Annotated in this window: 26 protein-coding genes and 1 pseudogene; 10 read left to right on the top strand and 17 right to left on the bottom strand. The window is 73.2% G+C overall.

Features of this window, described 5'->3' with window-relative positions; genetic code table 11:
• Window positions 1-188 precede the first annotated feature (188 nt).
• Window positions 189-809: an L-threonylcarbamoyladenylate synthase gene (locus tag ACIQMV_RS28005; RefSeq protein ID WP_402596158.1), complete on the bottom strand. Its 621-nt coding sequence runs from the start codon at window positions 807-809 to the stop codon at window positions 189-191.
• 936 nt (window positions 810-1,745) lie between these two features.
• Here ACIQMV_RS28005 and ACIQMV_RS28000 point away from each other — a divergent pair.
• A pseudogene (locus ACIQMV_RS28000) lies at window positions 1,746-3,277 on the top strand (helix-turn-helix domain-containing protein).
• A gap of 246 nt (window positions 3,278-3,523) precedes the next feature.
• On the opposite strand, the gene ACIQMV_RS27995 reads toward ACIQMV_RS28000, so the two are convergent.
• From ACIQMV_RS27995 to ACIQMV_RS27965, 7 genes are all read right to left on the bottom strand, one after another.
• Window positions 3,524-4,756 (bottom strand): cytochrome P450, encoded by a 1,233-nt coding sequence (locus tag ACIQMV_RS27995; RefSeq protein ID WP_402596157.1) that lies wholly within the window; start codon window positions 4,754-4,756, stop codon window positions 3,524-3,526.
• The gene (locus tag ACIQMV_RS27990; RefSeq protein WP_402596156.1) at window positions 4,753-5,991 is read right to left on the bottom strand and encodes a cytochrome P450; all 1,239 of its coding nucleotides are present in this window, start codon (window positions 5,989-5,991) and stop codon (window positions 4,753-4,755) included. The genes ACIQMV_RS27995 and ACIQMV_RS27990 overlap by 4 nt, the downstream gene beginning before the upstream one ends.
• Window positions 5,988-6,590 carry a GTP-binding protein gene (locus ACIQMV_RS27985; RefSeq protein ID WP_402596155.1) on the bottom strand — a complete coding sequence of 201 codons (603 nt, stop codon included), beginning with the start codon at window positions 6,588-6,590 and terminating at the stop codon, window positions 5,988-5,990. Before ACIQMV_RS27985 ends, ACIQMV_RS27990 begins: the two co-directional genes overlap by 4 nt.
• Window positions 6,565-6,924, bottom strand: coding sequence for a DUF742 domain-containing protein (locus ACIQMV_RS27980; RefSeq protein WP_402596154.1), 360 nt, complete (start codon window positions 6,922-6,924; stop codon window positions 6,565-6,567). The genes ACIQMV_RS27985 and ACIQMV_RS27980 overlap by 26 nt, the downstream gene beginning before the upstream one ends.
• Window positions 6,921-7,343, bottom strand: a complete 423-nt coding sequence (locus tag ACIQMV_RS27975) for a roadblock/LC7 domain-containing protein (protein WP_402596153.1) — start codon at window positions 7,341-7,343, stop codon at window positions 6,921-6,923. The genes ACIQMV_RS27980 and ACIQMV_RS27975 overlap by 4 nt, the downstream gene beginning before the upstream one ends.
• Entirely contained in the window at window positions 7,340-9,214 is a 1,875-nt protein-coding gene (locus tag ACIQMV_RS27970; protein WP_402596152.1) for an ATP-binding protein, read from the bottom strand. Before ACIQMV_RS27970 ends, ACIQMV_RS27975 begins: the two co-directional genes overlap by 4 nt.
• Before the next feature lie 262 nt (window positions 9,215-9,476).
• Window positions 9,477-9,962, bottom strand: a complete 486-nt coding sequence (locus tag ACIQMV_RS27965; protein ID WP_141364532.1) for a TIGR00725 family protein — start codon at window positions 9,960-9,962, stop codon at window positions 9,477-9,479.
• A gap of 49 nt (window positions 9,963-10,011) precedes the next feature.
• On the opposite strand from ACIQMV_RS27965, the gene ACIQMV_RS27960 reads away from it, so the two are divergent.
• Window positions 10,012-10,443 carry a hypothetical protein gene (locus ACIQMV_RS27960; protein ID WP_402596151.1) on the top strand — a complete coding sequence of 144 codons (432 nt, stop codon included), beginning with the start codon at window positions 10,012-10,014 and terminating at the stop codon, window positions 10,441-10,443.
• A 50-nt stretch (window positions 10,444-10,493) separates the two neighbouring features.
• Entirely contained in the window at window positions 10,494-10,934 is a 441-nt protein-coding gene (locus ACIQMV_RS27955; protein WP_361413686.1) for an Lrp/AsnC family transcriptional regulator, read from the top strand.
• 21 nt (window positions 10,935-10,955) lie between these two features.
• On the opposite strand, the gene ACIQMV_RS27950 is transcribed toward ACIQMV_RS27955, so the two are convergent.
• From ACIQMV_RS27950 to ACIQMV_RS27940, 3 genes are all read right to left on the bottom strand, one after another.
• On the bottom strand, window positions 10,956-12,068 hold the full coding sequence (locus ACIQMV_RS27950; RefSeq protein ID WP_402596150.1) for a PP2C family protein-serine/threonine phosphatase: 1,113 nt from the start codon (window positions 12,066-12,068) through the stop codon (window positions 10,956-10,958).
• Between the two features lie 60 nt (window positions 12,069-12,128).
• Window positions 12,129-13,016 carry a Gfo/Idh/MocA family protein gene (locus ACIQMV_RS27945; RefSeq protein ID WP_141364538.1) on the bottom strand — a complete coding sequence of 296 codons (888 nt, stop codon included), beginning with the start codon at window positions 13,014-13,016 and terminating at the stop codon, window positions 12,129-12,131.
• 174 nt (window positions 13,017-13,190) lie between these two features.
• Complete coding sequence (locus ACIQMV_RS27940) at window positions 13,191-13,421, bottom strand: hypothetical protein (protein WP_141364540.1); 231 nt, start codon at window positions 13,419-13,421, stop codon at window positions 13,191-13,193.
• Window positions 13,422-13,638: 217 nt separating this feature from the next.
• Between ACIQMV_RS27940 and ACIQMV_RS27935 the strand changes: the two genes are divergently transcribed.
• Window positions 13,639-14,457, top strand: a complete 819-nt coding sequence (locus tag ACIQMV_RS27935) for an SAM-dependent methyltransferase (protein ID WP_402596149.1) — start codon at window positions 13,639-13,641, stop codon at window positions 14,455-14,457.
• Window positions 14,458-14,571: 114 nt separating this feature from the next.
• Here ACIQMV_RS27935 and ACIQMV_RS27930 read toward each other — a convergent pair whose 3' ends face one another.
• Entirely contained in the window at window positions 14,572-15,495 is a 924-nt protein-coding gene (locus ACIQMV_RS27930) for a helix-turn-helix domain-containing protein (protein WP_402596148.1), read from the bottom strand.
• A 98-nt stretch (window positions 15,496-15,593) separates the two neighbouring features.
• On the bottom strand, window positions 15,594-15,824 hold the full coding sequence (locus ACIQMV_RS27925; protein ID WP_141364546.1) for a DUF397 domain-containing protein: 231 nt from the start codon (window positions 15,822-15,824) through the stop codon (window positions 15,594-15,596).
• A gap of 153 nt (window positions 15,825-15,977) precedes the next feature.
• Here ACIQMV_RS27925 and ACIQMV_RS27920 point away from each other — a divergent pair, with 153 nt between their 5' ends.
• From ACIQMV_RS27920 to ACIQMV_RS27905, 4 genes are all read left to right on the top strand, one after another.
• On the top strand, window positions 15,978-16,472 hold the full coding sequence (locus ACIQMV_RS27920) for an ATP-binding protein (RefSeq protein WP_402596147.1): 495 nt from the start codon (window positions 15,978-15,980) through the stop codon (window positions 16,470-16,472).
• A 42-nt stretch (window positions 16,473-16,514) separates the two neighbouring features.
• Window positions 16,515-17,033, top strand: coding sequence for a hypothetical protein (locus tag ACIQMV_RS27915; protein ID WP_402596146.1), 519 nt, complete (start codon window positions 16,515-16,517; stop codon window positions 17,031-17,033).
• A gap of 312 nt (window positions 17,034-17,345) precedes the next feature.
• Window positions 17,346-17,594, top strand: coding sequence for a WhiB family transcriptional regulator (locus ACIQMV_RS27910; protein ID WP_141366984.1), 249 nt, complete (start codon window positions 17,346-17,348; stop codon window positions 17,592-17,594).
• Between the two features lie 143 nt (window positions 17,595-17,737).
• Window positions 17,738-18,001 carry a DUF5133 domain-containing protein gene (locus ACIQMV_RS27905; protein WP_141364552.1) on the top strand — a complete coding sequence of 88 codons (264 nt, stop codon included), beginning with the start codon at window positions 17,738-17,740 and terminating at the stop codon, window positions 17,999-18,001.
• Between the two features lie 46 nt (window positions 18,002-18,047).
• Here ACIQMV_RS27905 and tgmB read toward each other — a convergent pair whose 3' ends face one another.
• The 3 genes from tgmB to ACIQMV_RS27890 all read right to left on the bottom strand — a co-directional run bounded on the left by tgmB (window position 18,048) and on the right by ACIQMV_RS27890 (window position 19,718).
• A complete protein-coding gene (tgmB, locus tag ACIQMV_RS27900) occupies window positions 18,048-19,031 on the bottom strand; it encodes an ATP-grasp ribosomal peptide maturase (protein ID WP_402596145.1) in 984 nt (327 codons plus the stop codon).
• Between the two features lie 14 nt (window positions 19,032-19,045).
• Window positions 19,046-19,237 carry a putative ATP-grasp-modified RiPP gene (tgmA, locus tag ACIQMV_RS27895; RefSeq protein WP_141364557.1) on the bottom strand — a complete coding sequence of 64 codons (192 nt, stop codon included), beginning with the start codon at window positions 19,235-19,237 and terminating at the stop codon, window positions 19,046-19,048.
• Between the two features lie 121 nt (window positions 19,238-19,358).
• On the bottom strand, window positions 19,359-19,718 hold the full coding sequence (locus ACIQMV_RS27890) for a DUF1232 domain-containing protein (protein ID WP_402596144.1): 360 nt from the start codon (window positions 19,716-19,718) through the stop codon (window positions 19,359-19,361).
• A gap of 201 nt (window positions 19,719-19,919) precedes the next feature.
• Between ACIQMV_RS27890 and ACIQMV_RS27885 the strand changes: the two genes are divergently transcribed.
• Window positions 19,920-20,957, top strand: a complete 1,038-nt coding sequence (locus ACIQMV_RS27885) for a hypothetical protein (protein ID WP_402596143.1) — start codon at window positions 19,920-19,922, stop codon at window positions 20,955-20,957.
• Window positions 20,958-21,148: 191 nt separating this feature from the next.
• Here the strand turns inward: ACIQMV_RS27885 and ACIQMV_RS27880 are convergent, their stop codons facing one another.
• Window positions 21,149-22,381: a hypothetical protein gene (locus ACIQMV_RS27880; RefSeq protein ID WP_402596142.1), complete on the bottom strand. Its 1,233-nt coding sequence runs from the start codon at window positions 22,379-22,381 to the stop codon at window positions 21,149-21,151.
• Window positions 22,382-22,864: 483 nt separating this feature from the next.
• Here ACIQMV_RS27880 and ACIQMV_RS27875 point away from each other — a divergent pair, with 483 nt between their 5' ends.
• Entirely contained in the window at window positions 22,865-23,098 is a 234-nt protein-coding gene (locus ACIQMV_RS27875; protein WP_402596141.1) for a chaplin, read from the top strand.
• Window positions 23,099-23,129: the final 31 nt, after the last annotated feature.

Here is a 23,129-nt window from a genome sequence, read left to right as displayed (position 1 = left end):
ACCTCCGTGGGGGGGTTGGGGGGATACGGAGTTGCTTGGTCCGTACCTGAAGTGAGAGCGCTCTCAGAATCCCGTCCAGGGTGCGTACATGTCAATCAGGCAGTGTTGTGCGACACGTCCGGGGCGCCTCGCGGCGGTGGCGGACGCCCGTCGCCTCTGACGGCCGCCCGCTGTTCGCGCCGGGTCCCTCACTCGAACCGTGAGGTATCGCCCGCTCCTCGCCGTACGATCTCCGCCTCGCCGCCGGAGAAGTCGATGACCGTGGTCGGCTCGGTGCCGCAGTCGCCGGAGTCGACCACCGCGTCCAGCACGTGGTCGAGCCGGTCCTTGATCTCCCAGCCCTGCGTCATCGGCTCCTCCTCGTCGGGCAGCAGCAGCGTGCTGGACAACAGCGGCTCGCCGAGTTCCGTGAGCAGGGCATGGGTGACGACGTGGTCGGGGATGCGCACTCCGACAGTCTTCTTCTTGGGATGCTGCAACATGCGCGGCACCTCCCTCGTGGCGGGGAGGATGAAGGTGTAACTGCCGGGCGTGGACGCCTTGATGGCGCGGAAGACGTCGTTGTCGATCCGCACGAACTGGCCGAGCTGGGCGAAGTCCTGGCACATCAGGGTGAAGTGGTGCCGGTCGTCCAGCTGCCGGATCGTCCGGATCCGCTCGATACCGTCCCGGCTGCCCAGCCGGCAGCCCAGGGCGTAGCACGAGTCGGTCGGATACGCGATCAGCGCGCCGTCGCGCACACTGTCCGCGACCTGACGGATCGCTCGCGGCTGCGGATTGTCGGGGTGCACGTCGAAATACTTCGCCATCCGCCGAGCTTATGCCGAACCCCACCCACCACGTCGCAGGCCCCTGCCGACAGTCCCTGCGCGCCGCCCCACCGCTCCGCGCCCCACCCGCACCCGCCAACGCCCCGGCCGCAGGCCCGGTCGACACCGAGCCGCCGGCACAGCACCGTCGGCGCCGCCTGCTCCCCCCGGTGCCGCTCGCGCGGGCCGCGGGGGCTGCGCCGCGCCCGCCGCGCCCAGCGGCGTTGCATCGCGCAGGCGGTGGTCGGCTGCACGCGCCGCGGGTGCCCCCTTGCGCGGGCCGCTCGCGCCCTGGCGCTCGCATCGCGCCAGGGCGGCGGGCCGGTGTCCGCCTGTGCTCTGTCGCTGGTGCTGCGGTGTCAGCGGCGCTGTGCTTCTTGCACAGCGCCGCCTGCGCCGAGCGTCTGTGCTGTCTGCACAGAGCTGCTCTGCCCCGCTGCCCCCGCGCGGGACGCGTGGGCGGCGCCGGCCGGGCTGGGCTCTTCGTGCCGTTGCCCGCACGGGGCCGTGTCGCTGTGCGTGCTGCGCCGCTCGCGCGGGTTGGGTCGCGCCGGTGGGCTGAGTAGTAGCCCCCACCATGCCACCCGTCCGAGCCGTGCCCTACGTCCACCCGCCTCGTGTCCGGTACCTCGGCGTCCCGTCAGGCTGCCCCGTGCCGACGGAGTCGTATCCGCTTCGAATTCGTAGGCGTACTTCCCGGGAACGGGGGAAGCAGGCTTCACGTGTCGCTCGGGAGCTGTCCCCCCGGCCTCGGGCGCGTGGCTTCACCGGTTGTTCACCCCCCCGTGAACCACCGGTGAAGCCACCTTCCTGACCGCTCGTCCGATCGTGCGGCGTGCCCGGGGCCGGAGTGAAAGGGCACTGCCTGGTAACGTCCAAGACCGAAAACGCCGAGGTCAAGGCCACGGACAGGCGACGGATGAGGAGAGGGCCGACATGGCCGGGCGAGAGGACGGGACCGCCGGAGCAACGGGACGGGACGACCGGGCGTCCTGGGCGGAGGAACTCCTCGACCAACTGCGACCGACCGGACGGGACGTGCGCAAGGTCGTCGCCTGGCTCGCCGCGTCCGTGCACGGGACCGGCTGCCTGCTGGACGGCACCGGCACCCTGCTGGCAGGGGAGCCGGTGGCCCTGGACGAGAACGTGGTCGAGGACGTCGTCACCGGCCGGTTCGCCTCCGCCGCGCTGGAGGACCGGGGACACCACGTCCGCTTGGTGCGCGTGGGAGGCCCGCGTCCCCAGTCGGCCCGCGTCCTGGCCGTCTCCCGCGCCGAGCCCTTCGACCGGCAGGCCGCCGAGATGGTCACCCACACCGCCGGAGTGCTCGAACTGCTGCTGCGGGCCCACGAGTCGACCGTCGCCGGGCACCGGCTCGAAAAGGCGACGGCGGCCCTGCGGCTGGCGATCCTGCAACTGCTGATGGTGGAGGACACCGTCTCGGCCCGCCGGGTGGCCGCGGGCCTGTGGCCCGGACTGCTCGACACGGACGCCGCCTGGGTCTACGTCGTCGAAACCCGCCGCGACGAACGGCACCGGCTGGCCGCCGAATGCCGGGACGCCACCGGGGAACGAGCCCTGGTGGTGCTCTGCCCGGCGGTGGACGAGCACGTGATCGTGCTCGCGCCGTTGGAGACCGACGGCCGCAACCTGCGCTCGCTCGTCGGCGCGCGCCCGCGCACCTTCCTCGGCGGCAGCACCCGGCACGGCCTGGCCCGGACCGCCACCGCGTACGGGCAGGCCGTGAGCGCCCTCGCGGTCGCCCGGTTCCGTCCGGAGGGGGCCGCCGTGTACGCCGAACGCAGCCACCCCGAGCGCCTGATGGACCCCGAGGCACTGCGCGCCTGGTCCGCCCGGCTGCTGCGGCCGCTGGACACACTGGCGCACCACACACGCGCCGAACTGCTCGCCACCACCCGGCTGGGCCTGGAGTTCACCGCCGTGAGCGCGGCGAAGGTCCTCGGGGTGAGCCGCAACACGGTACGGGCCCGTATGGAGCGGGTGGAGGGACTGGTCGGCGCGGACTTCGGCAGCCTGACCGACCGGGCCGCCGTCCACCTCGCCCTGAACACCCAGGCCGGCCTGGACGACCAGCCGGCCGTCGGCCCGGCGCCGCGGACGGGCTCGGTATGCCTCGGCGACCTGCTGACCGGCCCCGCGCTGCACACCTGGGCACGCGAGCTCCTCGGCCGTCTGGCGGCGGACGCGCGAGACCTGCGCGGCACCCTGCGCACCTGGATCATCGCCGGCGGAAACGCCGAGCGCGCCGCGCAACTGCTCGGCATGCACGCCCAGACCGTCCGCGAGCACGTCCGCGGGGTGGAGCCCGTCCTGGAACGCCAGCTCCTCGCCGCCGGCAGCGACCTGTACGAGGTCGTCCTGGCCCATGTGGCGGTGGGCGACCTCCGACCGCCCGCCCTCGGCGTGGAGTGAACGCGGGCATTCCGGACTCACTTGTGCACGGGTGAGCCCTCCGCCGGGCCGAAGGGGCACCGGCGCGGTACCCAACGGCTGTCCTGTACACATAGGTTCGACGAGCCGCGGATACGGGACCGGAACGGGGGACCGGTCCCGTGCCGTCGGGCGCCCGGGCGCAGGTCAGCGCACCGCACGGCGCCCGCACACGGCGAACTCCGCGCCGCGGGCCGCCCCAGGACTCCTGGGGCGGCCCGCCGTCGAGCACCGCGCCCCGCCGCCGCGGGAACGCCCGGCACTCAGCCGTCCAGTCGCACCGGCACCTCCTGCCAGCCGAAGGCGATGAAGGACGGCACCTGGCGCAGTTCCTCCGCGCCGACGGCCAGACGCAGACCGGGGAAGCGGTTGAAGAGCGCGGGCAGCGCGGTCAGGGCCTCCATACGGGCCAGTGGCGCCCCGATGCACCGGTGCACGCCGATGCCGAACCCGAGGTGGTCGTCGGCACCCCGCGCGGCGTCGAAGACGTCGGCGTCCGGGCCGTAGTGCGCCGGGTCCAGCCCGGCGGCGGCGTAGGTCGTGATGATCGCGTCCCCCGCCGGGACGGTGACGTCGCCGACGGTCAGGTCGCTCACCGCGAACCGCAGGGGCAGGGACGCGATGGACGGGTGCACGCGCAGCGTCTCGTCGACGACCGCGTCCCAGCCGGTCTTCCCGCCGCGCACCGCCTCCACCTGCCCCGGACGGGTGAGCAGCGCGACGATCGCGTTGCCGATGAGGTTGACGGTGGTCTCGAAGCCGGCGCCGATCACCAGCAGCAGCGTGTAGAGCAGTTCCTCGTCGCTGAGCCGGTCCCCGTCCTCGTCCCGGACCCGGATCAGCTCGGTGGTCATGTCGTCGCCCGGGTGCTCGCGCTTGTGGGCGATCAGCCCGCCCAGCACCGCACCGATCTGCCCCTGCACGAACGCGGTGTGCTCCGGGCTCGGATCGGAGGTGTCCATGATGGCCGCGACCAGCCGCGAGGTGTCCTCCCGCAGCTCGTCCGGCACACCGAACAGCTCGCAGATCATCCGCATCGGCAGCGGATGCGCGAACTCCTGCCGGAGGTCCACCGTCTCACCCCGCGCCCCGGCGGCCGCCAGCTCCTCCAGCAGCTCCGCCGTGATCGCCTCCACCCGCGACCGCATCGCCTCGGTGCGCCGGTGAGTGAAGCTCGGCGCTACCAGCTTGCGCAGCCGCGCGTGGTCGGGGCCGTACGTCGACAGCATGTTCACCACACCCACCCAGCCGAGGATCCAGCCCCACGAGGGGTTCTGGCCGACCTCCGGCCACTGCCTCCAGTGCTTGCGCGGGTCCTTGCTCACCCGTGGGTCGAGGATCAGCTCCTTGAGGGTGTCGTAGCCCGTGGGCGCCCAGGCGGGGATGCCGCCGGGCAGTTCGACGGGCACGATCGGGCCGAGTGCGCGCAGACGGGCGCTCTCGGCGGCGATGTCGGCCCCGAACGGGTCGAGGGCGATACGGTCGGTCACGGTCACGGTGACTCTCCAGGCTGGTCGGGGGAACGCGGGCTGAACCGCACAGGCAGGGACGTCAGCGAACGGTGGAACGGGCCGGGCCGCCAGGTCAGCCGCTCGCGGGGCAGGACCGGCTCCAGGTCGGGCAGCCACTGGGTGAGCCGCTCGATCGCCTCGGTCGCGATGAGCAGCGTGGGCTGCTTGACCGGGCAGGCGTGCGGGCCGGCCGACCACGAGAGGTGCGAGGCGTCCTTCGGGAGGCGGCCACCGGTCGCCTCCCGCTCGGCGAAGTGGGCGAGCGCCCCGTACGAGATCACGACCGGTACGGCGGCACGGATCCAAACCCCGTGGAAGGTCATGGACCGGCGCGCGAAGTGGATGCCGTAGTTGGCCAGCGGGGTCTCGTGGTGCAGCACCTCCACCACGGCGTCCATCACCGGACGTGCCCCGCTGGTCAGGGTGGAGTAGTAGTCGGGGTTGCCGAGGATCCGGGACAGCGCGTTGGACACCAGGTTCGCGGTCGGCTCGTGGCCGGCGCCGAGGGTGAGGAAGACCTGCCAGGTGACCTCTTCCGGGCTGAGCCCCGCCGGGTGGTCGAGCAGCAGGCTCGGCAGGTCGTCGCCGCGCCGTTCGGTCTTCGCGGCGATCAGCTCCAGGACGTACCCGGCGTACTCGGCCTCGCCCTCGGCCGCCTGGTCGCCGCCCTCCATCATCTTGCCCAGCGCCTCGTTCAGGCGGTCGCTCGCGTCTTCCGGCAACCCGAACAGGCTGTTGAACACGAGCGCCATCAGCGGGCGCGCGAAGTCGGCCACCAGGTCGGCCTCGCCGCGCGGCCCGACCCGGCCCACCAGCAGGCGCACCGCCCGGTGCACCCGTGCCCGCAGGTCGTGCGGTTCGAGGCGGTCGAAGGTGTCGGCCAGCGAGGTGCGGTAGCGGACATGGGCGGCGCCGTCGGCGAACAGGGTGTTCGGCCGCCAGCGCATCATGCCGAGCACCGGCGAGTCGTCGGGGACGGTCGCCTCCCACGGCCGCGGGTCGTGCGAGAACGACTCGGTGTCGTGCAGCAGGTCCAGGGCGGCCCGCCGGTCCGTGACGACGTACGCGGGTACGCCGGGCGCGAGTTCGGCCCAGCCCACCGGGCCCTGGGCGCGCAGGGCGGCGTAGTAGCGGTGGGGGTCCAGGGCGAAGCCGTCCTCCCACAGCCGTACCGGAGCAGAGCGCGAGAAGGCCCGCCGGGCGGGGGAGTGGGTGGTCACCGGCGCTCCGAGGGATGGTCGATCAGATACTGGACCAGTGCGAGCAGCGCGTCGATCGAGGAGTCGGCGTCCCGGGCGTCGCACGTCACCATCGGGGTGGTGGGCTCCAGGTCCAGGGCCGCGCGCAACTCCTCGTCGCTGTAGTGGCTCGGCGAGTCGGGAAACGCGTTGAAGGCCACCGCGTACGGCAGCCCGCTCTCCTCCACCAGCCCGAGCACGTCGAACGAGGCGTCGATACGGCGGCTGTCCACGAGCACGAGCGCCCCCAGGGCGCCGTGGGTGATGTCGTCCCACAGCGGGCGGAACCGTTCCTGTCCGGGCGTGCCGAACAGGTACAGCACGATCCCGCCGGGCAGGCTGATCCGCCCGAAGTCGATGGCGACCGTGGTGGTCGTCTTCTCCCGGACTCCGGCGAGGTCGTCCACCTGCGCGGACGCCTCGGACAGGGTTTCCTCGGTGTGCAGCGGGCGGATCTCGGAGACGGAGTCGATGAGGGTCGTCTTGCCCACTCCGAACGGGCCCGCGACGATGATCTTCACCAGGTCGCGGGCGGTGTCGGGCAGGTGGATGCCGCTAGTGCTTGAGGGCGCGGAGGCCATCGGCCACTCTCTTCAGCAGGTCGGGGTCGAACCGTTCGGCGGGCGGGATCGGCGCGCGCGCCAGCACCAGGTTCCGGTCGATCAGATCGCCGGCCAGGACGCGGAGGGCGGAGACCGGCAGTTCGAGCAGCGCCGCCGCCTCCACCACCGTCAGCGAACCGTCGTCCAGGACGTCCAGCAGGGCCAGTTGGGCGGCCGGCAGGCCCGCCGGCATGGCCCCGCCGACGGCGGTGAGCACCGACAGCCGCTCCAGGTGCGGCCGGCTGGGCCGGGCCACGCCGCCGGTCGACAGGTACGCGGGAACCAGGGGACGGCCGCCACGGCGGCCGGTCATGCCGGCGCGCCGCCGTCGGATCCTCGGGTCGCGGCGGCCATCGCCTTCTCGCCCATCCGCGCCACCTGGGAGTGGACGCGGTGCGCCAGAAGGTCCAGGCGAACCCCCGGATCCCCGTAGGCGGCGACACACGTGCCGTGGTCGGTGGGGACGATCAGGACGTAGCCGTGGTCGGACTCGACGACCACCTGTCGCACCTCGGCCCGGTCCTGGTCCGCGAACGCCGCCGCCGCGGTGCGGCACGCGCCCTGCACGGTGCTGGTGATGGCGGCCACCCGCTCCGCCGAGGGCTGCGAGAGCGCGTCCGTGTACCCGGTGGCGAGTCCGTCGCGGGTGAGCAGGACGGCGGCCACGACATGCGGCACCTCGAGGATCGGGTCCAGCACCCATGCCGTGTCGCCTGCCTGACGGCTGGTCATCGAGCCGCTCCCTTTTCATGGTCGTTGTGTTCGTTCTCCACTGCGCCCGCGTCGCGCGGGCCCCCTGCCGAGCCCGAGCCGTCCCGGCGTTTCGGCCCGGCGTCCCCCGCCCCGTCCCGGGCCGAGTCCGTCCCGGCGGACGGGGTGCGGGGGTCCGGCGTCTTCGCCGTGGCGGGCCGGCGCTCGGCTTCCCCGGGTTCCCGTGGGGCGGTTCCGCCGTCGGTGCCGGGGCGTTCGTGTGCGGCGGGCTCGACTCCCTCGGGCGCCGACCGCCCTCCGGAGGCTCGGCTCCCGGTGCTCGCGGGCGTTCTCCCGGCGTTCGCGGGCTCTTCCCCGGTGTTCGCCGGCGTTCCCCCGGCGGGTCCGCCGTCGTCGGCCGCCCGTGTCCGTGCCGCGGGTCCGGCCCCGGCGCGCGCGGCCGCCGGGTCCGTGGCGCCGCGGGCCGCCGCCGTGGCGGACTGAAGACCGCCGAGCACGGCCGCGGCCTCCTCCGGCGTGCGCGCCGAGAGGTGTGGTCCGGACGCCGTCGCGGGCGGAGCGGTACGGCGGGAGCGGCGGCGCCGTTGCGGCAGAACTCCGCCCGTGTCGTGCGGAGCCCCACCGGCCGGAGCGGCGGGCTGCGGCGCGCCGCCCTGTTCCGTGCCGTGGGAGTGCGCGGTGTCGGCACCGTCCGGCGCCGGGGCCTGGCGGTGCTCCGCCGCGGTCTCCCGCGGCGCGGTCCGGCCGTGCGGGAGAGGGGACGGGGGCCGCGCGCTCGGCTCGTGGTGCGGATCCGTGGCCTGGTCCGGCGCGACGGGTTTCAGGGTCGAGCGGGGCGCGCTGGCCGCCGGTGGCCTCTCGGCCGGGTCGATACGGGTGAGCAGATGGCTCGCGACCCGCAGGACCGCGCGCACTCCTCCGTAGGGCGAGGGCGAGGACACGTCGACGCCCAGGTCGAACTGCCGGGTGAGCTGCCCGATCGCGGCGAGCCCCATGCGCGGCGGGTCCCCGAGATCGGTCAGCAGGATCGGCTCGCCGCCGGCCACCAGCCGCTGCCCGCGGGCCCGTTCGTCCGGTGTCATGCCCAGGCCCGCGTCGTCGACGGTGACGCAGACCCCGTGGTGGACGTGTTCCAGGTTGACCAGGACGTCGGTGTCGGGCGCCGAGTGGCGCAGGGCGTTGTCCAGGAGTTCGGCCACGATGAGGGCGACCGGCTCGACGGCGTGCGAGACGAGCGCGGTGCCCTCCTGGAGATGGTTGTGCACCCGCACCCGGTGGTAGCCGGCGAGGCGTGCCTGGCCGCCGGTCACCGCGTCGACCAGGTGCGACTCCTCACGCGCCAGCCCGACCCAGGCCCCGCACACCACCGCGGCGACCTGGGCCCGGCGCAGCGACTGTTCGTTCTCGTGGTCGAGAGTGAACAGGGTCTGCGCCAACTCGGGATCGTCGTAACGCTGTTGCAGACCGCGCAGGGCGTCCTGCAACCGGTACAGGGCGGCCTGGATCTCCCGGGTGGCGCCGCGCATCCCGGCCTGGGCGGCGGAGTCGATCCGGGTGCGCTGGGCGAGCAGTTCGGTGCGCAGGGCGCTCAGCACGCCCTCCAGCGCGACGCCCAACGGCGTTCCGGTGGTCCCCGGCTCCAGCGGACCGGGCACGACGACGTGCGGATGCGCCGTCTGCCGGGCGGCGGCGGGGATCCGCTCCGCCGCCAGATGCTCCACCTCGGCGGTCAACGCCCCTTGTACATCCTCCAGTTGCTGGAGCAGGGCGGCGATCCGGTCGCGTTGGACGGCCTGCCGGCGCCGGGATCGCAGCAGGCCGCCGCCGAGGGCGAGGGCGGACAGTGTCCCGGCGGCGAGACCACCGGCCACCAGGTCCGGCATTTCGATCATGGGAGGCGGTTCCAGGAGACGTCGGGAAGGGCTGGGTCCGTGACCCTGCCCCGAGGCGTTCGGAGCACCGTACACGCTGTCATCGACCGAACTCACACGGTGGGCGGCAACTTCTCTACGAAACCGCCCAGTTACTGTTCGTTTCCGTGTCAAGTGTCTGAATTGCCCGTACAGAAAAAAACAGTTGACGTACTGTCAGGTAACTTGAGCCTCAGGCTCAGTCAGGCTCTCGGTCTCCATCAGGCCTACGGTCACTCGAGCCTCAGGTCACTCGAGCCGAGGGCAGAACCGCCTCGACGGCCTCCGCCGGTGTCGCCGCCTCGACCGGCCCGTGGGGCCCGCCCGTGGCGGACGGCGCGTCCGGCAGGGCCCAGCTCTCCAGCAGTGCGACGGGCTTGCCCGCCCGCAGGGCCAGCGCCACCTCGCTGAGCGTGCCCCAGCCGCCGCCCACCGCGACGAGCGCGTCGCAGGTGTTCACGAGCAGCCCGTTGCGCAGCTCGCCCAGACCGGTCGCCACCGCGAGGCTCAGGTGCGGGTTCCCCGCCGCCCGGTCCCGGCCGGGCAGCAGGCCGACGACCGTACCGCCCGCCGACGTCACGCCCCGCGCGCACGCCTCCATGGCCCCGCCCAGGCCCCCGCACACCACGACCGCTCCCCGCCGGGCCAGAAGGACTCCCACCTGCCGGGCGAGTTCCACTTCCCGCTCGGAGGCCTCTCCGGGCCCGGCGACGGCTACACAGGGACGCATACGCCCATGGAACGGCCCCCGAACCCCGTCGGCAAGGCGGGCGCCGGCCATGCGACGAAGGGGACCCCGCAAGACCGCCGGCGCCTTCCCCCGCTGCCTGGACTTGGCCCGGGGCGCCCGGATCACCGACATCGCCGGTCACGAGTACGTCGACTTCTGCCTGGGGGACACGGGCGCCATGGCGGGTCACTCGCCCGCACCCGTGGCCGAGGCGGTGGCGCGCCGGTACGCCGAGCCGGGCGGGGCGACGGCGATGCTGCCCTCGGAGGACGCCGAATGGGCCGGCGCGGAACGCACCCGGCGCTTCGGCCTGGCCCGCTGGAGCTTCTCGCTGACCGCCACCGACGCCAACCGTTGGGCGCGGGGCATCCCGCTCACCCCGTTCCACAACAGGGCGCTGATGTTCCCCGACACCACCGAGCAGGACGTCGACGCGCACACCGAGATCTTCGCCGCCGCCCTGGCCGCACCGCACGGCTGACGGCAGGGCCTACGCTGGGGCGATCCGGCCGGAGAGGGAGAGCGACGCACGTGGACGAGATCGACCGGGCCATCCTGCGCGAGTTGCAGACCGACGGACGTATCGCGTACGCGGACCTCGGCCCCAAGGTCGGGCTGTCCGCGTCCGCCGCCCGCCAGCGGCTCCAGCGCCTGCTGGACTCCAAGACGGTCCAGGTGGTCGGCGTGACCGATCCGATGGCCATGGGCGGACAGGCCATGGCGCTGCTCGGCATCGGCGTGGACGGCGACCCGCGGGCGGTCGCCGACGAACTGGCCGGGCGCCCGGAGGTGGTCTACTCGGTGCTGACCTCCGGCGGCTTCGACCTGTTCGCCGAGGTGGTCGCGCCCGGCCCGAGGGATCTGCTGGACTTCGTCAACGACGTGGTCCGTCCCATCGAGGGCGTCCGGCAGGTCCAGTCGTTCCCGTACTTCGGCATCCACACCCACCGGTTCCTGTGGGACGTGGGCTGAGCGGCCCGCCCCGGCCGGGGGTCAGCCGTCCTCCGGCGGGTGGGGCACGAGCACGAGCATCGTCACGTCGTCGCTGAGAGTGCCGCAGTGCGCGAGGAGGTCGGCCATGACGTGGTCGGCGAGTTCGGCCGGGTCGACGGCCGCGAGCCGGGGCAGCCGGTCGAGCAGCGGGTAGAACACACCGGCCGCGTCCCTGGCCTCGGTGACGCCGTCGGAGGCGAGGAACAGCACATCACCGCGGCGCAGGGGCAGGACGTGCCCGCCGCGCCGCGGGACGCCGTCGGACAGGCCGAGACCGAGGGGTGTCCACGGCACGAGGCCGACCTCCTCGGCGTGCCCGTCGCGCAGCAGCACCGGCGGGGGATGGCCGCAGGTCACCAGCCGCACCGACTCCGCGTCCCCGTCGAACTCCAGCAGCACGGCCGTCGCGAACAGCTCCGCGTGCCGCACCTCCTGCGAGTCCACCACCAGCCGGCGGTCCAGGGCGGCGGCCACCCCCGGCAGATCCGTCCGGTCGAGCACCGCCTCCCGGAAGCTGCCGAGCAGCGAGGCGACGGTGGACACGGCGGCCAGGCCGTGCCCCTGCACATCGCCCATGACCGCCCGCACCCCCTGGGGCCCCCGGCGCACGTCGAAGAAGTCCCCGCCGACCAGGGTGCCGCGCTGCGCGGCCCGGTACAGGCCCGCGCACCGCACCGGACCGACCCGCGCGGGAAGCGGCGGGACGAGGGCACGCTGCGCGGCCTCCGCGACCGTGCGCTCAAGGTCGAGCTGCGCGTCCCGGCGGCTGCGCACATAGGACAGGAACACGCTCAGCACGGCGACGAAGGTGACGGTCTCCAGGTCGGTGTTGCCCGGCCGGTTCAGCTGGAAGGCCGGCACGCTCAGCAGGGTCACCACCGTGGTGCCCAGCAGCGCGGTCGCCACCGGCCCGTACGACAGCACGGCCAGCGGCGGTATCGCGCCGAGCAGGAAGCCGATGTCGAGCGGGTTGGGGCTCAGCAGCGTGACCACGCACACGAAGAGGACCAGCACGACCGGCAGCACACGTATCCAGCGGGGCGGCGGGGCGCCGTGCAGCCAGCCGCGCCGGTGCGGGTCCCGGCGCCGGACCGGGGCAAGCAGCTTCACCACATGACCACGCTGCTACGCCGGACCCGGTACCGCACGCCGGAAGCCCGGCCCGCCGGGAAGTCAGTCCGCGTCGCGTGCCAACTCGGCCTCCGCCGCCGCGAGTATCTCGGTGACCCGCAGGCCGAACGCGGCGTCGCACGGGTGCGGGCGCCCGGTGCGCGCGGCGGCGAGCAGCGCGTCCGTCGCCCGGCCGTAGGCGGCGACGGCGTCCTCGGAGCTCTCCGGGAGCAGGGTCACCCCGGCCTCGCCCCGCAGTTCCACGGTGGCCCCGGCCGCCGCCGGGGGAGCGGTCAGGCTCAGGGTGAGGGTGCTGGACGCGCCGCCCACGTGGTCGAGGACCGCGTGCACCGTGTCCCCGGGGCCGTGCGCGGCGGCCGTCACACGCCGTACGTCGCCGAGGACCGGCAGCAGCACCGACAGCGCGTGCGGGCCGACGTCCCACAGCGCGCCCTTCTCCCGCCGCCACGGCGAGGCGGCGAACGGGCTGTCGCCGGTGAACACGGCGCCCAGCCACTGCGCGCGTGCCGTGAACCAGTCCCCCCGGGCCGCCTGCTCGGCGATCCAGGCCTCCGGTTCGGGCTGGAAGCGGGTGGTGAAGAAGACCACCGAGGCCACGCCGGTCTCCCGGACGGCCCCGACCACAGCGCGGCCCTGTTCCACCGTCGCGGCGAGCGGCTTGTCGAGCAGCAGATGGCAGTGGGCCCGCGCGGCCCGCACCGCGAGGTCGGCCTGCACGTGCGGGGGCAGCGCTACGGCGACCGCGTCCACCTCCGCCAGCAGGGCGTCGAGGTCGTCGTAGGCGTGCGTGCCGTGTCGTTCGGCAAGATCCTTGGCGGCGGCCGTGCGCCGCCCCCATACGCCGGCGAAGTCCAGCTCGCCGTGTTCGCTCAGGGCGGGAGCGTGGACCATCCGAGCCCAGGGGCCGGTGCCGAGCAGTCCGATGCGCATACCGGTGCCTCTCCACTGTGCCGGACAGAGTGACGGCCGGCCTTACGGGCCGGTCGTCACCGAGCGTGTCACAGGAACCGGGTGCCCGAGCAAGTCCGCGGACGAAAGCGGGCACGGATCGGGCCTGGCGGGCGCGGCCCGGCGTACGCCCGCCGGGCCGGGGCGCACGCCGGCTCAGGCGGCCCGCCGCCGCTCGTCGGCGGCGGCCGGGTCCGGTGGGGGCGCGACCGGGCCGGCATCGGACCCGGTGCCGCGGCGGCCACCCGGGAGCAGCCGCAGATGTGCGCGGCGCCCGGCATGGCGGCCCCGCGCGGGAGCCGGATCCAGCATCCGCTCCTCCACGCGGTCCATGACCACCAGCAGCACGGACACGAGCGGCAGCAGCAGAACGGCGACGAAGACCATGACACCCCCTTGCCCGACAGGGGATCCGGGTGCTCCGTACCGGGCGGATGATGAGTGCCGTCCGGTGAAGAGTTCGTGAGGATCGGGACAGACCGTGATGCCCTCCCGGGACGCCGTTCGTCCCCGGGCTGGTTTGGGAAGACGCGGCTTCCCTAGGATGTACTCTCAGTCGGACCGGCCCAGTTGGCGCGGTGGAATCGGCGAATCTGGGGGACTGATGCCTGCGGAGAACCAGCTGTCGACGAACATCGACGAGAACGTGCCGACGGCTGCGCGTATGTACGACCACTACCTGGGTGGCAAGGACAACTACGCGGCCGACCGGTCCGCGTGCGAGGAACTCGACAAGGTCGTCCCCAGCACCCGCCGGCTCGCCCTGAACAACAGGCGCTTCCTGCAACGGGCCGTCCGCACGCTCGCCGAGGAGCACGGGATCCGGCAGTTCCTGGACCACGGCTCCGGTCTGCCCACGCAGGACAACGTGCACCAGGTCGCCCAGCGCGTCGCCCCCGAGTCGCACGTGGTGTACGTGGACAACGACCCGATGGTGCTGGTCCACGGCCGGGCCCTGTTGCAGCAGGACGAGCGCACCGCGGTCATACACGCCGACCTGCGGCAGACCGACGAGATCTTCTCGCACCCCGAGACCCAGCGCCTGATCGACTTCTCGCAGCCGGTGGCCGTGCTGTTCAACTCGGTCTTCCACTGCATCCCGGACAGTGACGCCAACGGTCCGCTCGCCGTGGTGGAGCGGGTACGGGAACGGCTCGCGCCCGGCAGCATCATGCTCATGTGCCAGCTGGTCAGCGAGGACCCCGAGGTGCGGGCCTTCGTCACCGACTTCATGGACAAGGCCACGCAGGGACATTGGGGCCGGGTGCGCCAGGAGAAGGACGTCGCCGAATGGTTCGAGGGCCTGGAGCTTCTCGAGCCGGGCCTGGTGGAGGTGTCCACCTGGCGGCCGGACTCCGAGGTGGCGCCTCGTCAACTCTCCCATGAATGGGTGGAGTTCGGCGGCATAGGCCTGATCCGCTAGCGGATCGGCGTACGGCGCCACCGCCACGAACGACGACGCCCCGCCCAGGACCCGGACACCGGGTTGTGGACGGGGCGTTCGCCTTGACCGGGCCTTCGCCGGATCGCTGTCTCGCTAGGACGCGGACGCGTAACGGTCGTTGGCGGTCTTGCGCAGCAGTGCCAGGGTCTCGTGCGGCGTGAGCGCCTCGTCGGCCAGCCGGTCCAGGGCGATCCGGTACTCCTCCGTCTCGTCGCGGTCCTCGAGGAAGTTGGCGCTTCTGATGTGTTCGAGGTAGACGACGTCGGGCAGGTCGAGGCCGCCGAACCGGAGATACGTGATCGGGATGGCGGGCGCGGACGCGTTCGTCACGTCCAACGGGACGATCTGCACGGTCACGTTGGGGCGCTGCGCCATGGTGACGAGGTGGTCGAGCTGCTCGCGCATGACCTCGCGGCTGCCCAGAACACGCAGCAGGACCGATTCGTCAATGACCGCCCACACCTGCGGCGCGTCCTGTCGCAGCAACAACTGGGCTCGTCGCATGCGCAGTTCGACGCGCCGCTGTACCTCGCCCGCCGAGGCGGTCGGCAGACCCCGCTCCACCACGGCCCGGGTGTACGCCGCGGTCTGGAGCAGACCGGGAACGTACTGGATCTCGAAGGTGCGGATCGCGACGGCCGCCTCCTGGAGGCCGACCAGCCGGTCGAACCACTCGGGCATCAGCCGCTTGTCGTAGCGCTGCCACCAGCCGGGCTCGCCCGCCCGCCGCAGCAGCCTGAGCAGGACCGAGGACTCGTACTCGTCGGTGCCGTACAGCTTCAGCAGGGCGCGGACGTCGCCCTCGGCCGGAGGGCGACGTCCCTTGCCCGACTCGATGCGCGAGAGCTTCGCGGCGCTGAAACCGAGTTCGCGCGCCGACTGCTCCTGGGACAGGCCCGCGTCCTCGCGGAAGCCCGCCAGCTGGACACCGACCAGCATCTTCAGCAGAGTCGGGGCCGGCTCGGACCGGTCCAGATAGGGCTCGAGGCGGGAGATGCGATGTGGCTCGGCGGACATCCTGACTCCCAGTAGACCGGCAGACTGAAAAGTCACCGTACCGCACCGTCCGGCTGCGGAGCGCACTCGCCGGGGCAAGTTGCCAAGTTCGTTCCGCTTCACAGCAGATGGTCGAACTCGCCCTCCTTGGCGCCGGCCAGGAACGCGGCCACCTCCGCGGGGGTGTAGACCAGCGCGGGGCCGTCGGGGTCACGGGAGTTGCGCAGCGCGATGTCACCGCCGACCAGAGTGGCGACTTCCACGCAGTTGCCTTCGGCGTTGCTGTGCCGGCTCTTCATCCAGCGGGCGTCCAGCGAACTGGCCCGCACTCCGTTCCGCACTGGTGGCACCGCGGTCTCCTTGCTGTTCACGTTCGCACGTCCGCACGCACTTTCACGAGAAATTTCGCGTGCAATTGCACGCGGACGCTTTCAGCGTGGATAATAGCCGGGGCGTCAACCCCCTGTGGACGCTGTTCGGTGACGTCGCATCAGGGAGATGCCGTGCCCTCACCAGTGAGTCGAGAGCTCGAAGTGCCGAGCGCGGCCGCCGTGATCGCGCCGTGGGCGGAGGGGACCCCCGGCGCGCTCGCGGCCGCAGCGCTGCGGATCGACTGCGGACGGGAGGGATTCGCCCGGGCTCGCGCCTTCACGCGCGAGACCTTGGGCAGATGGTCGGTCGGCCACCGCGCCGACGACGCCGCCGTCATCGTCACCGAGCTCGCGGCCAACGCGGCGACGCACGCGGTGCCGTACGCCCCGCCCGGCGACACCGCCGTGTGGCTCGGACTCGCCGTCGACGCCGGACAGTTGATCATCACGGTCTCCGACCCCTGCGCCGGCCGGCCCATACGCCGCACTCCGGCGGGCTTCAGCCTGCTGGAGCACGGCCGGGGCCTGTGCATCGTCGACGCCCTGGCCGAGGAATGGGGCTGGACCTCGAGGCCCCCGGCGGGCAAGTCGGTCTGGGTGAAGCTGTCGACGCGTCCGCCCCACTGAACCGCCGTTCCCCACACGGCCGCCGCCGGAAAGGACGACGCCATGCGCACCGTACCGACGGAACAGCCCGGCACTCAGCGCACCGACCGCGCGACCCCGTTGTCGGCCCTGGGGCAGGTGCCCTGGAGCGACATCAGGGACTCCACCGGCTCCGCGGCCGCCATCCCCCTGCTGCTCCACAAGATGGCTTCGCGCGACGCCCGCACCGCCCGCGCCGCGCTGGACGATCTGCGCGGACGGATCTGCCAGTTCGGCTTCGTGGTGGAACAGGCCACCGCCGCCACGGTTCCCTTCCTGTGGGAGCTCGCCCACCTTCCGGGCGTGACCTGCCGTCCGCAGGTCATCCAGCTGCTCCGGAGCATCGCGGCCGCCCGGCAGTGGGAGAGCGTCGCCGCTGTCTACCCCAAGGTCCTCAACCGCCGGGAGAACCCGGTGGTCTGGGAGCGCAGGGCGCGGCAGGCCGTGCGCGCCCGGCGCGGCGCGCTGCCGGCGCTGCTGGCCGACCGCGACCGCGACATCGCCGCGGCCACGGCGGAGCTCGCCGACGCGCTCTCCGACTGAGCCCGGTCCCCGGAACCTCCGGGCGGCCCCGACCGCCCGGACCGACTGCACGGATTCGGCCACCAGCACGAAGAATCACTCGCCGAGTGGGTCCGTGGCCGCAGGCCGTCCGCCTCGAGGGGCTCACGGCGCAGTGTTCTCCTGTTCGCCTCCTGCGTGGCGTTCACCCAGTCATGGCCGTGGGACCGAAAAACACCTATATTGCGGATACCTCTGCCGGGTCGTGCGGCGCCCTGCTGCCGCAGACGGGAGCTGCCCGGAAAATGTGCGGCCGAGTGTTCAGCGGAGGTCCCGGTGAGCGTTGTCGGAACGATCGAGAACTGGCGCGAGCGCGGGGCGTGCCGCTTCGAGGATCCCGAGTTGTTCTTCCCGCTCGGGGAAAGCGGTCCGTCCACGCGTCAGATAGAACAGGCCCGCGCGGTGTGTCACCGGTGTCCGGTGCTGCGCGAGTGCCGGGCCTGGGCCTTGCGCAACAGCGAGTACGACGGTGTGTGGGGTGGCATGACCGCCGGGGAGCGCCGCGCCGCGGCGCGACGCAGGTCCGGGGACCGCGGCCGGTAGAGCCGGCGGCGCCCGGAGGCGAGCGGTGGCCGTGCCACCGGAAATCGACTGAATTCGGTCAAACATATGCCCGCGAGCCGGTCGCCGTGCATGGCACGGCGTGCCGCGGGCATACGGAGCAAAAATCGAGAGAGGGGCGCTCCGTGCTGGTTCCGGACCCGAAGGTCGTCAGGACGTTGCTGACTCGGTACGCATCGCTGAAGATCGCTCAGGCGGAGAGGGAGCGGGCCGAGACGGCCCGGGAGCTGGAGGACGTCAGCTACACCTTGTGCGTCATGATGGGGACCACCGGCATCCACGAGGCCATCGGCAGGGCGGACGCCCTGCTGCTCGCCCCCGGACGCGCAGCGGACGCGGACGTGAGCACCGACGCCGACGGGGGCGGCGCCCTGCCCCTGGCGGTCTGATCCCGCGGCAGACGTACGGGCGCTTCCCTGGCACGGCGTGCCGCCGTCAAGGAGCGGCCGTACGCCTGCCGTTGGCGTGTTCGCGCTCCCGCGGACCGGGGCAGGCCAGCCACTCGGCGATGGTCCGGGCGATCGGCTGGCCGGTCTCCACCTCGACGAACCCGAACTGGCCGGACTGATTGCACTCCAGGAACCACCACGTGCCATCGGCGTCCTCGGCGAAGTCGAAGGCGCCGTAGGCCAGTTGGGCCTGCCGCAGATAGGCGAGCACCGCCGCGGCCACACGCCGCGGGACCTCGGCCGGCCGCCACGGCGTCCCGGACGTGGCGAACCGGACGTCCACCTCCTCGGGGTCGGCGTCCGCCGGGGTCGCCTTGCGGGCGGCCAGCAGCGTGTCGCCGACCGCCGTCAACCGGATGTCGGCGCGCTTGGCGATCCTGCGTTGCAGCAGGGTCGGGCCGTAGGCCACCGCGCCGAAGTCCGTGTCCGGGGCGACCCGGCTGGTCGGCACCGCCCTCGGCGGCTCCTGCGGATGCGCGCCGGAGACCGGCTTGACCACCAGATCCGGGAACCGTTCGGCGAACTCCCGGGCGGCCTGCGGGAAGGTGGTGATGAGCGTGGCCGGCACCGGCAGGCCGCTGTGCTGGGCGAGCCGCAGCTGCCAGGGCTTGTGCCGGGCCCGCCCGGCCGCGTCCGGATGGTTCATCCAGCGGGCTCCGCAGCCGCGCAGCATTCCGTACAGCGCCTGTGCCGCCTCCTCGGTCAGCCACGCGGACGGCTGGTTCGCACGGGCGGCCGGAGTTCCGGGTCTGCGCACCCAGACCGCGCGCAGGCGGCTCAGGCTCACCAGCCGTCCGTCGACCGACAGATGGCCGTCGAAGGAGCCGTGGACGTACTCGCCCGACAGGGCGGCGCCCGCGGTCAGGTCGGCCGGATCCAGCCGGACCACCGGAGTCGAGGAGGCGTTCAGGTGCATCACCACCATGTCCGCCGTCACGTCCTCCTCGCCGGTGAGGATCAGTACGGTCATCTCCGCGGCCGTGTTCAGTCGTCGAAGTGCGTCTTGGAGCCCGCCGTGGAGGTCGTGGTGCCCAGCTCTCTCAGCAGCGCGTGGTCGGATGCGGCGATCCGCCCGTCCATGAGAACGTTCAACTGCAGCCCGGAGTCGTAGGCGTACGGCGTGGCGGCGTCCCGTTCCACTGCCGGACGAGCGTAGTTGAGCGCGAACGGTTGCATCGTCTCTCCCCTGTCGGTGCAGCCGCGACCAAGCGGTGGTGCTGCTTGTGGCGTCGCTTGGCCCGCTGACTTCGTTTCGGGTTCCCGAGACTTATACGAATCGAACGAGTGAATGGTTTCCTTACGGAGCGTAGTCCTTGGCGTCCGACTGTCCGCGACGCCCGAAAAGTCCGGGTCGACGCGCCAGGGCGGGCAGCTGGTCGCCGCCGGCGGCGTGCAGTGAACGCAGGGCCAGGAGCAGGACACCGATGTCGTCGAGGTACACCGGGTCGGGCAACAGGTCCGTGGGCAGGACGAGATAGAGGACGGCACCCCAGAAGACCCAGCGCGGCCCCGTCGGCAGGCCGGCACGGCGCAGCTCCCGCCGGGTGCGCACCAGACGCCTGAGCAGTACGACGGCCATGGCCAGCACGGCGGCCAAGGCCAGCGCGACGGCCGCGATGACGGCGGTCATGAGCAGCACCTTCGCGGTGGAGTCCACGGTTCGTGCCCTTCCTCGTCGTGCCGCTCACCGGCGCATCTCCTTGTCTGATGCCCGGCTGCGGCGTTTCCATGAGCGGATGTCACCCCGCTGCGTCGTCCCGGTGGCGCGCCCGGCGACAGCCCGCTTGTAATGGCGGGGTAAAGGCGTGTCGCGCTTCGGGGGTGCAGGAGCGGCCGCACCCCTGCCATGGAGCCCAGCATGACCACCCGCTCTTCACCATCCCAGACGCACCAGGCCGTCATCGACCTCACCGACGAGATCCACTGGTCCGGGCCGCCCGGCGGCATGGCGGAACGCGGCGACGGCGAGAGCGCGGCCGGTGATCCGGTCGGCGGCCTCGTCCGGGCCGCGGTCGACGACCGGCCCCTGGAGGAGGTCCTCCGGCTCGTCACCCTGCTGGAGGGATCGCCCGAGCACGCCGAGGCCGTCCGGCACGCCCTGCGTGCCGTCGCCCTGGACCGGCCCGTGGAGGACGTCGCCCGCCTGGTCGCCGAGCTGACACGGCCGCCGCGGCCGGCCGACAGCGCCGACGAAACGATCCGCGCCGCGGTCGGCGGCCGCTGCGTCGCGGACGTCACCCGGCTGGTGGTGCTGCTGCACCGGCCGCCGCAACTGCCGCACTGCGGCCGGGCGGCGATCCGCGCGGCCGCCGCGGGCCGCACGGTCGAGGATCTCGTGGAGCTGATCGGGCGGCTGGCACGGGAGCGGTCCGACGAACCGTACGACGAACCGGGTGCGACGCCCGGCGTGGCCGCGGGAGAGGAGCAGACGGCCTCGGGCGAGCCCGGCGAGCGGCCCGCAAGGCCCGCCTTCTGGCCCAGCTGGATCGCCGCGGCGGCCCTCGTGGTGTGCGGCGCGGCCTACTTCCCGCTGCGCTGGCAGGGGGTCCCCCTGCTCGTCTGCCTCCTCGCCCTCACCGTGTCGGGGCTGTGCGGGCTGCTGGCCGTGTCGCTGGCCCTGCGCGCCGGAGTGGCGGCCCTGGTGGCGGGAGCGGTCGTCCCGGCGGTGCTGGCCGGAGTCGGCTATGTCGAGGGCAGGTTCGCCCCGGCGCAGGTCTCCCGAGCCCTGGCGATCACGGTGGCACCACCGCTGAGCGCCGGACTCACCGCGGTGTGCGCGTCGCTGGCCAGTCTGGCCGCGCTCTCGCTGCTGCTCATGGTGCAGGCGGCCGAGCGACATCCGCCGCCCCGGCCGGCCGGACTGGGCTCACGGGCCGTCAACCCGCCTGCCCCGTGAACCGCTTGCCCGGTGCCGGGAAGGGCTCGTTCGGAAACGAACACCCGTGGCCCGGCGGACGGCGCCGCCCGCGAGGGAGCCGCTCCGCCGCGGCGCGTCCGGGCGGCCTCCCGGACGTGCCGCCGCGCGGACCGCGTGTCCGCGCCGCGGCGCCCGGCGGGTCCGGGCATCCGTGCCGCTGTGGACCGGGTTCAGCCCCCGGTCCGCGGCTTCGAGCCTCCGGCCGGTGGGGACGTGCCGGCGTCCCCACCGGCCGGAGATCCGCCATCGTCGTCGGGGGCCGCACCGGCCTTCGACCGCCGCTCGGGCGTGGTGCCCGGGCGCAGCGACAGGGCGGTGCCCTTCAGGCGTCCCAGTCCGCGTGCCAGCTGCTGGAAGGGGGACCCCGCGGCCGTACGGGCCTGCTTCCCGGCGGGCAGCGTGCCCTCGGCCTCCGACTCCCGGTACACGGCGAGGGCCTCGTGGGCGCGCTCGGCGGCCTCCCGGTACAGGTCCCGGGACTTCGTCATCGCCTCCAGGGCCTCGGAGTACATGGTGACGAGCTCGCGCGCCCGGGCGAGTTCTTCTTCCAGGGTCAGTAGCTGCCACTCCTCGCGCAGCGCGGTGAGGGCCCGGTCGGCGCCGTTCGGCAGGGGCCTGGGCAGCGCGGCGAAACGCTTGACGGCGTCGATGAGTTCGGTGGGTTCCGTGCCGTCCAGGAAGACGCTGCGCACCGAGAAGTCCTGTGCGTCGTAGCCGGGTGGCGGCGGACTGCCCGGCAGGACCAGGGCGCCGCCGCGGGGCAACCGGACGCCGAAGTCGTCCAGCACCCAGTTCACTGCCCTGAACCGGTGCGGCGCGGCCCGGTGCTCCACCACCCGGTGCCGCAGGCCCTCGGGCAGCACCCGCACCACCGCCGCCCGGCCGCGCTCGTCGGGCGTCATGGCCTCGTGGACGACGAGGTGGAGGGTCCAGGTGTCCCGCGCCGCGTGCCGCAGGACCCGCCTGAGCTCCTTGTCGTCGTCCGGGAGGGGAGTGACCTCCCCGAGCCGCAGCCCGGTGACGGCCTCGTACTCCCAGCCGGCGTCGGGGCCCTGCGGCCAGAACATGGTCGCGGGGGAGGGCCACCGCGGGTCCCACGGCTGCTCCGCCTCCGCGATCAGCACCCACTCGCGCCCCAGTCCGGAACCGGAGCCGGCGAGGGGCGACAGGGCGAGCCGGGCCCGTACGGTCACGTCGCCGGGCACCAGCCAGCGGGCCTCGAAGACCTTCTCGCCGCCGGGGCCGGTGGGCTCCGGTTCGAGGTGGTCGTGGATGACGTCGTCGGCCTTGAGCCGCTTCAGGTGGCGCCGCACGACGTCCTCCGCGGCGGGCCCGGCGTGGCGGCCGCGGGCCGGCCACACCGTGGGCGGGGTCGCGGGGCGGGGGGAGGGAGAGTTCGACATGAGCCAATCTGAGAGCGAGGACGGCGGGTGCGTTCAGTATCGCCAAGCCGGATCATGCCCGGTCGCGCGGGGTCGGCGCCCGTCCCGCCGTGGCGGCGGCGCCGGCCGCCCACGGCCGTGCGCGTGCCGTGGCGGGGCGTTCTCCGTGGTCAGCCGGTCCGGGCGAAGGTCCGGCCGGCCTGCCGGTGACGTCCACGGCGAGTACCCGGAGGGCGGCGGCACGGCGTTGACGCGGGCGCCGAAGCCGGGAACTCCGGCAGGGCCGACGTCCTCCTGTCGCAGGGGCCCCGGTCCCCGGCCGTCCGGTCACGATCCGTCACCTCTCCCGGCGAGGCGTTACCCCGTGCCGCCTTCCCCGTTCGGAGCATGTCACGCCCTGTGAGGCTGACAGTCCTACTGCATTCGGCGGTGGAACGGTGTTCTGCGGCGCCCGGGACCCTCACCGTGGGAACGCCCGTGTTCTTCGAGCGACAGGAGTTCTCCATGAGGATCAGAATGACGGCTGCCGCGGCCCTGGCCGGTGCGGCCCTGATGACGTGCGCGGGAACCGCCGCGGCCGACGCCGGTGCGATCGGTACCGCCAGCAACAGCCCGGGAGTGCTCTCCGGCAACGTCATCCAGGTCCCCCTCGACCTCGGCCTCAACCTGTGCGGCAACTCGGTCAACCTGATCGGCCTGCTCAACCCCGCCGTCGGGAACGCGTGCGCGAACAGCTGAGAGCGACCCCTGGCGGGGCGGTGCGCGTCCG

This window comes from Streptomyces sp. NPDC091412 (assembly GCF_044756885.1).
Classification (GTDB): domain Bacteria; phylum Actinomycetota; class Actinomycetes; order Streptomycetales; family Streptomycetaceae; genus Streptomyces.
Note: the sequence above shows the minus strand (reverse complement) of the source record. Positions and strands in the feature narration are given on the sequence as shown.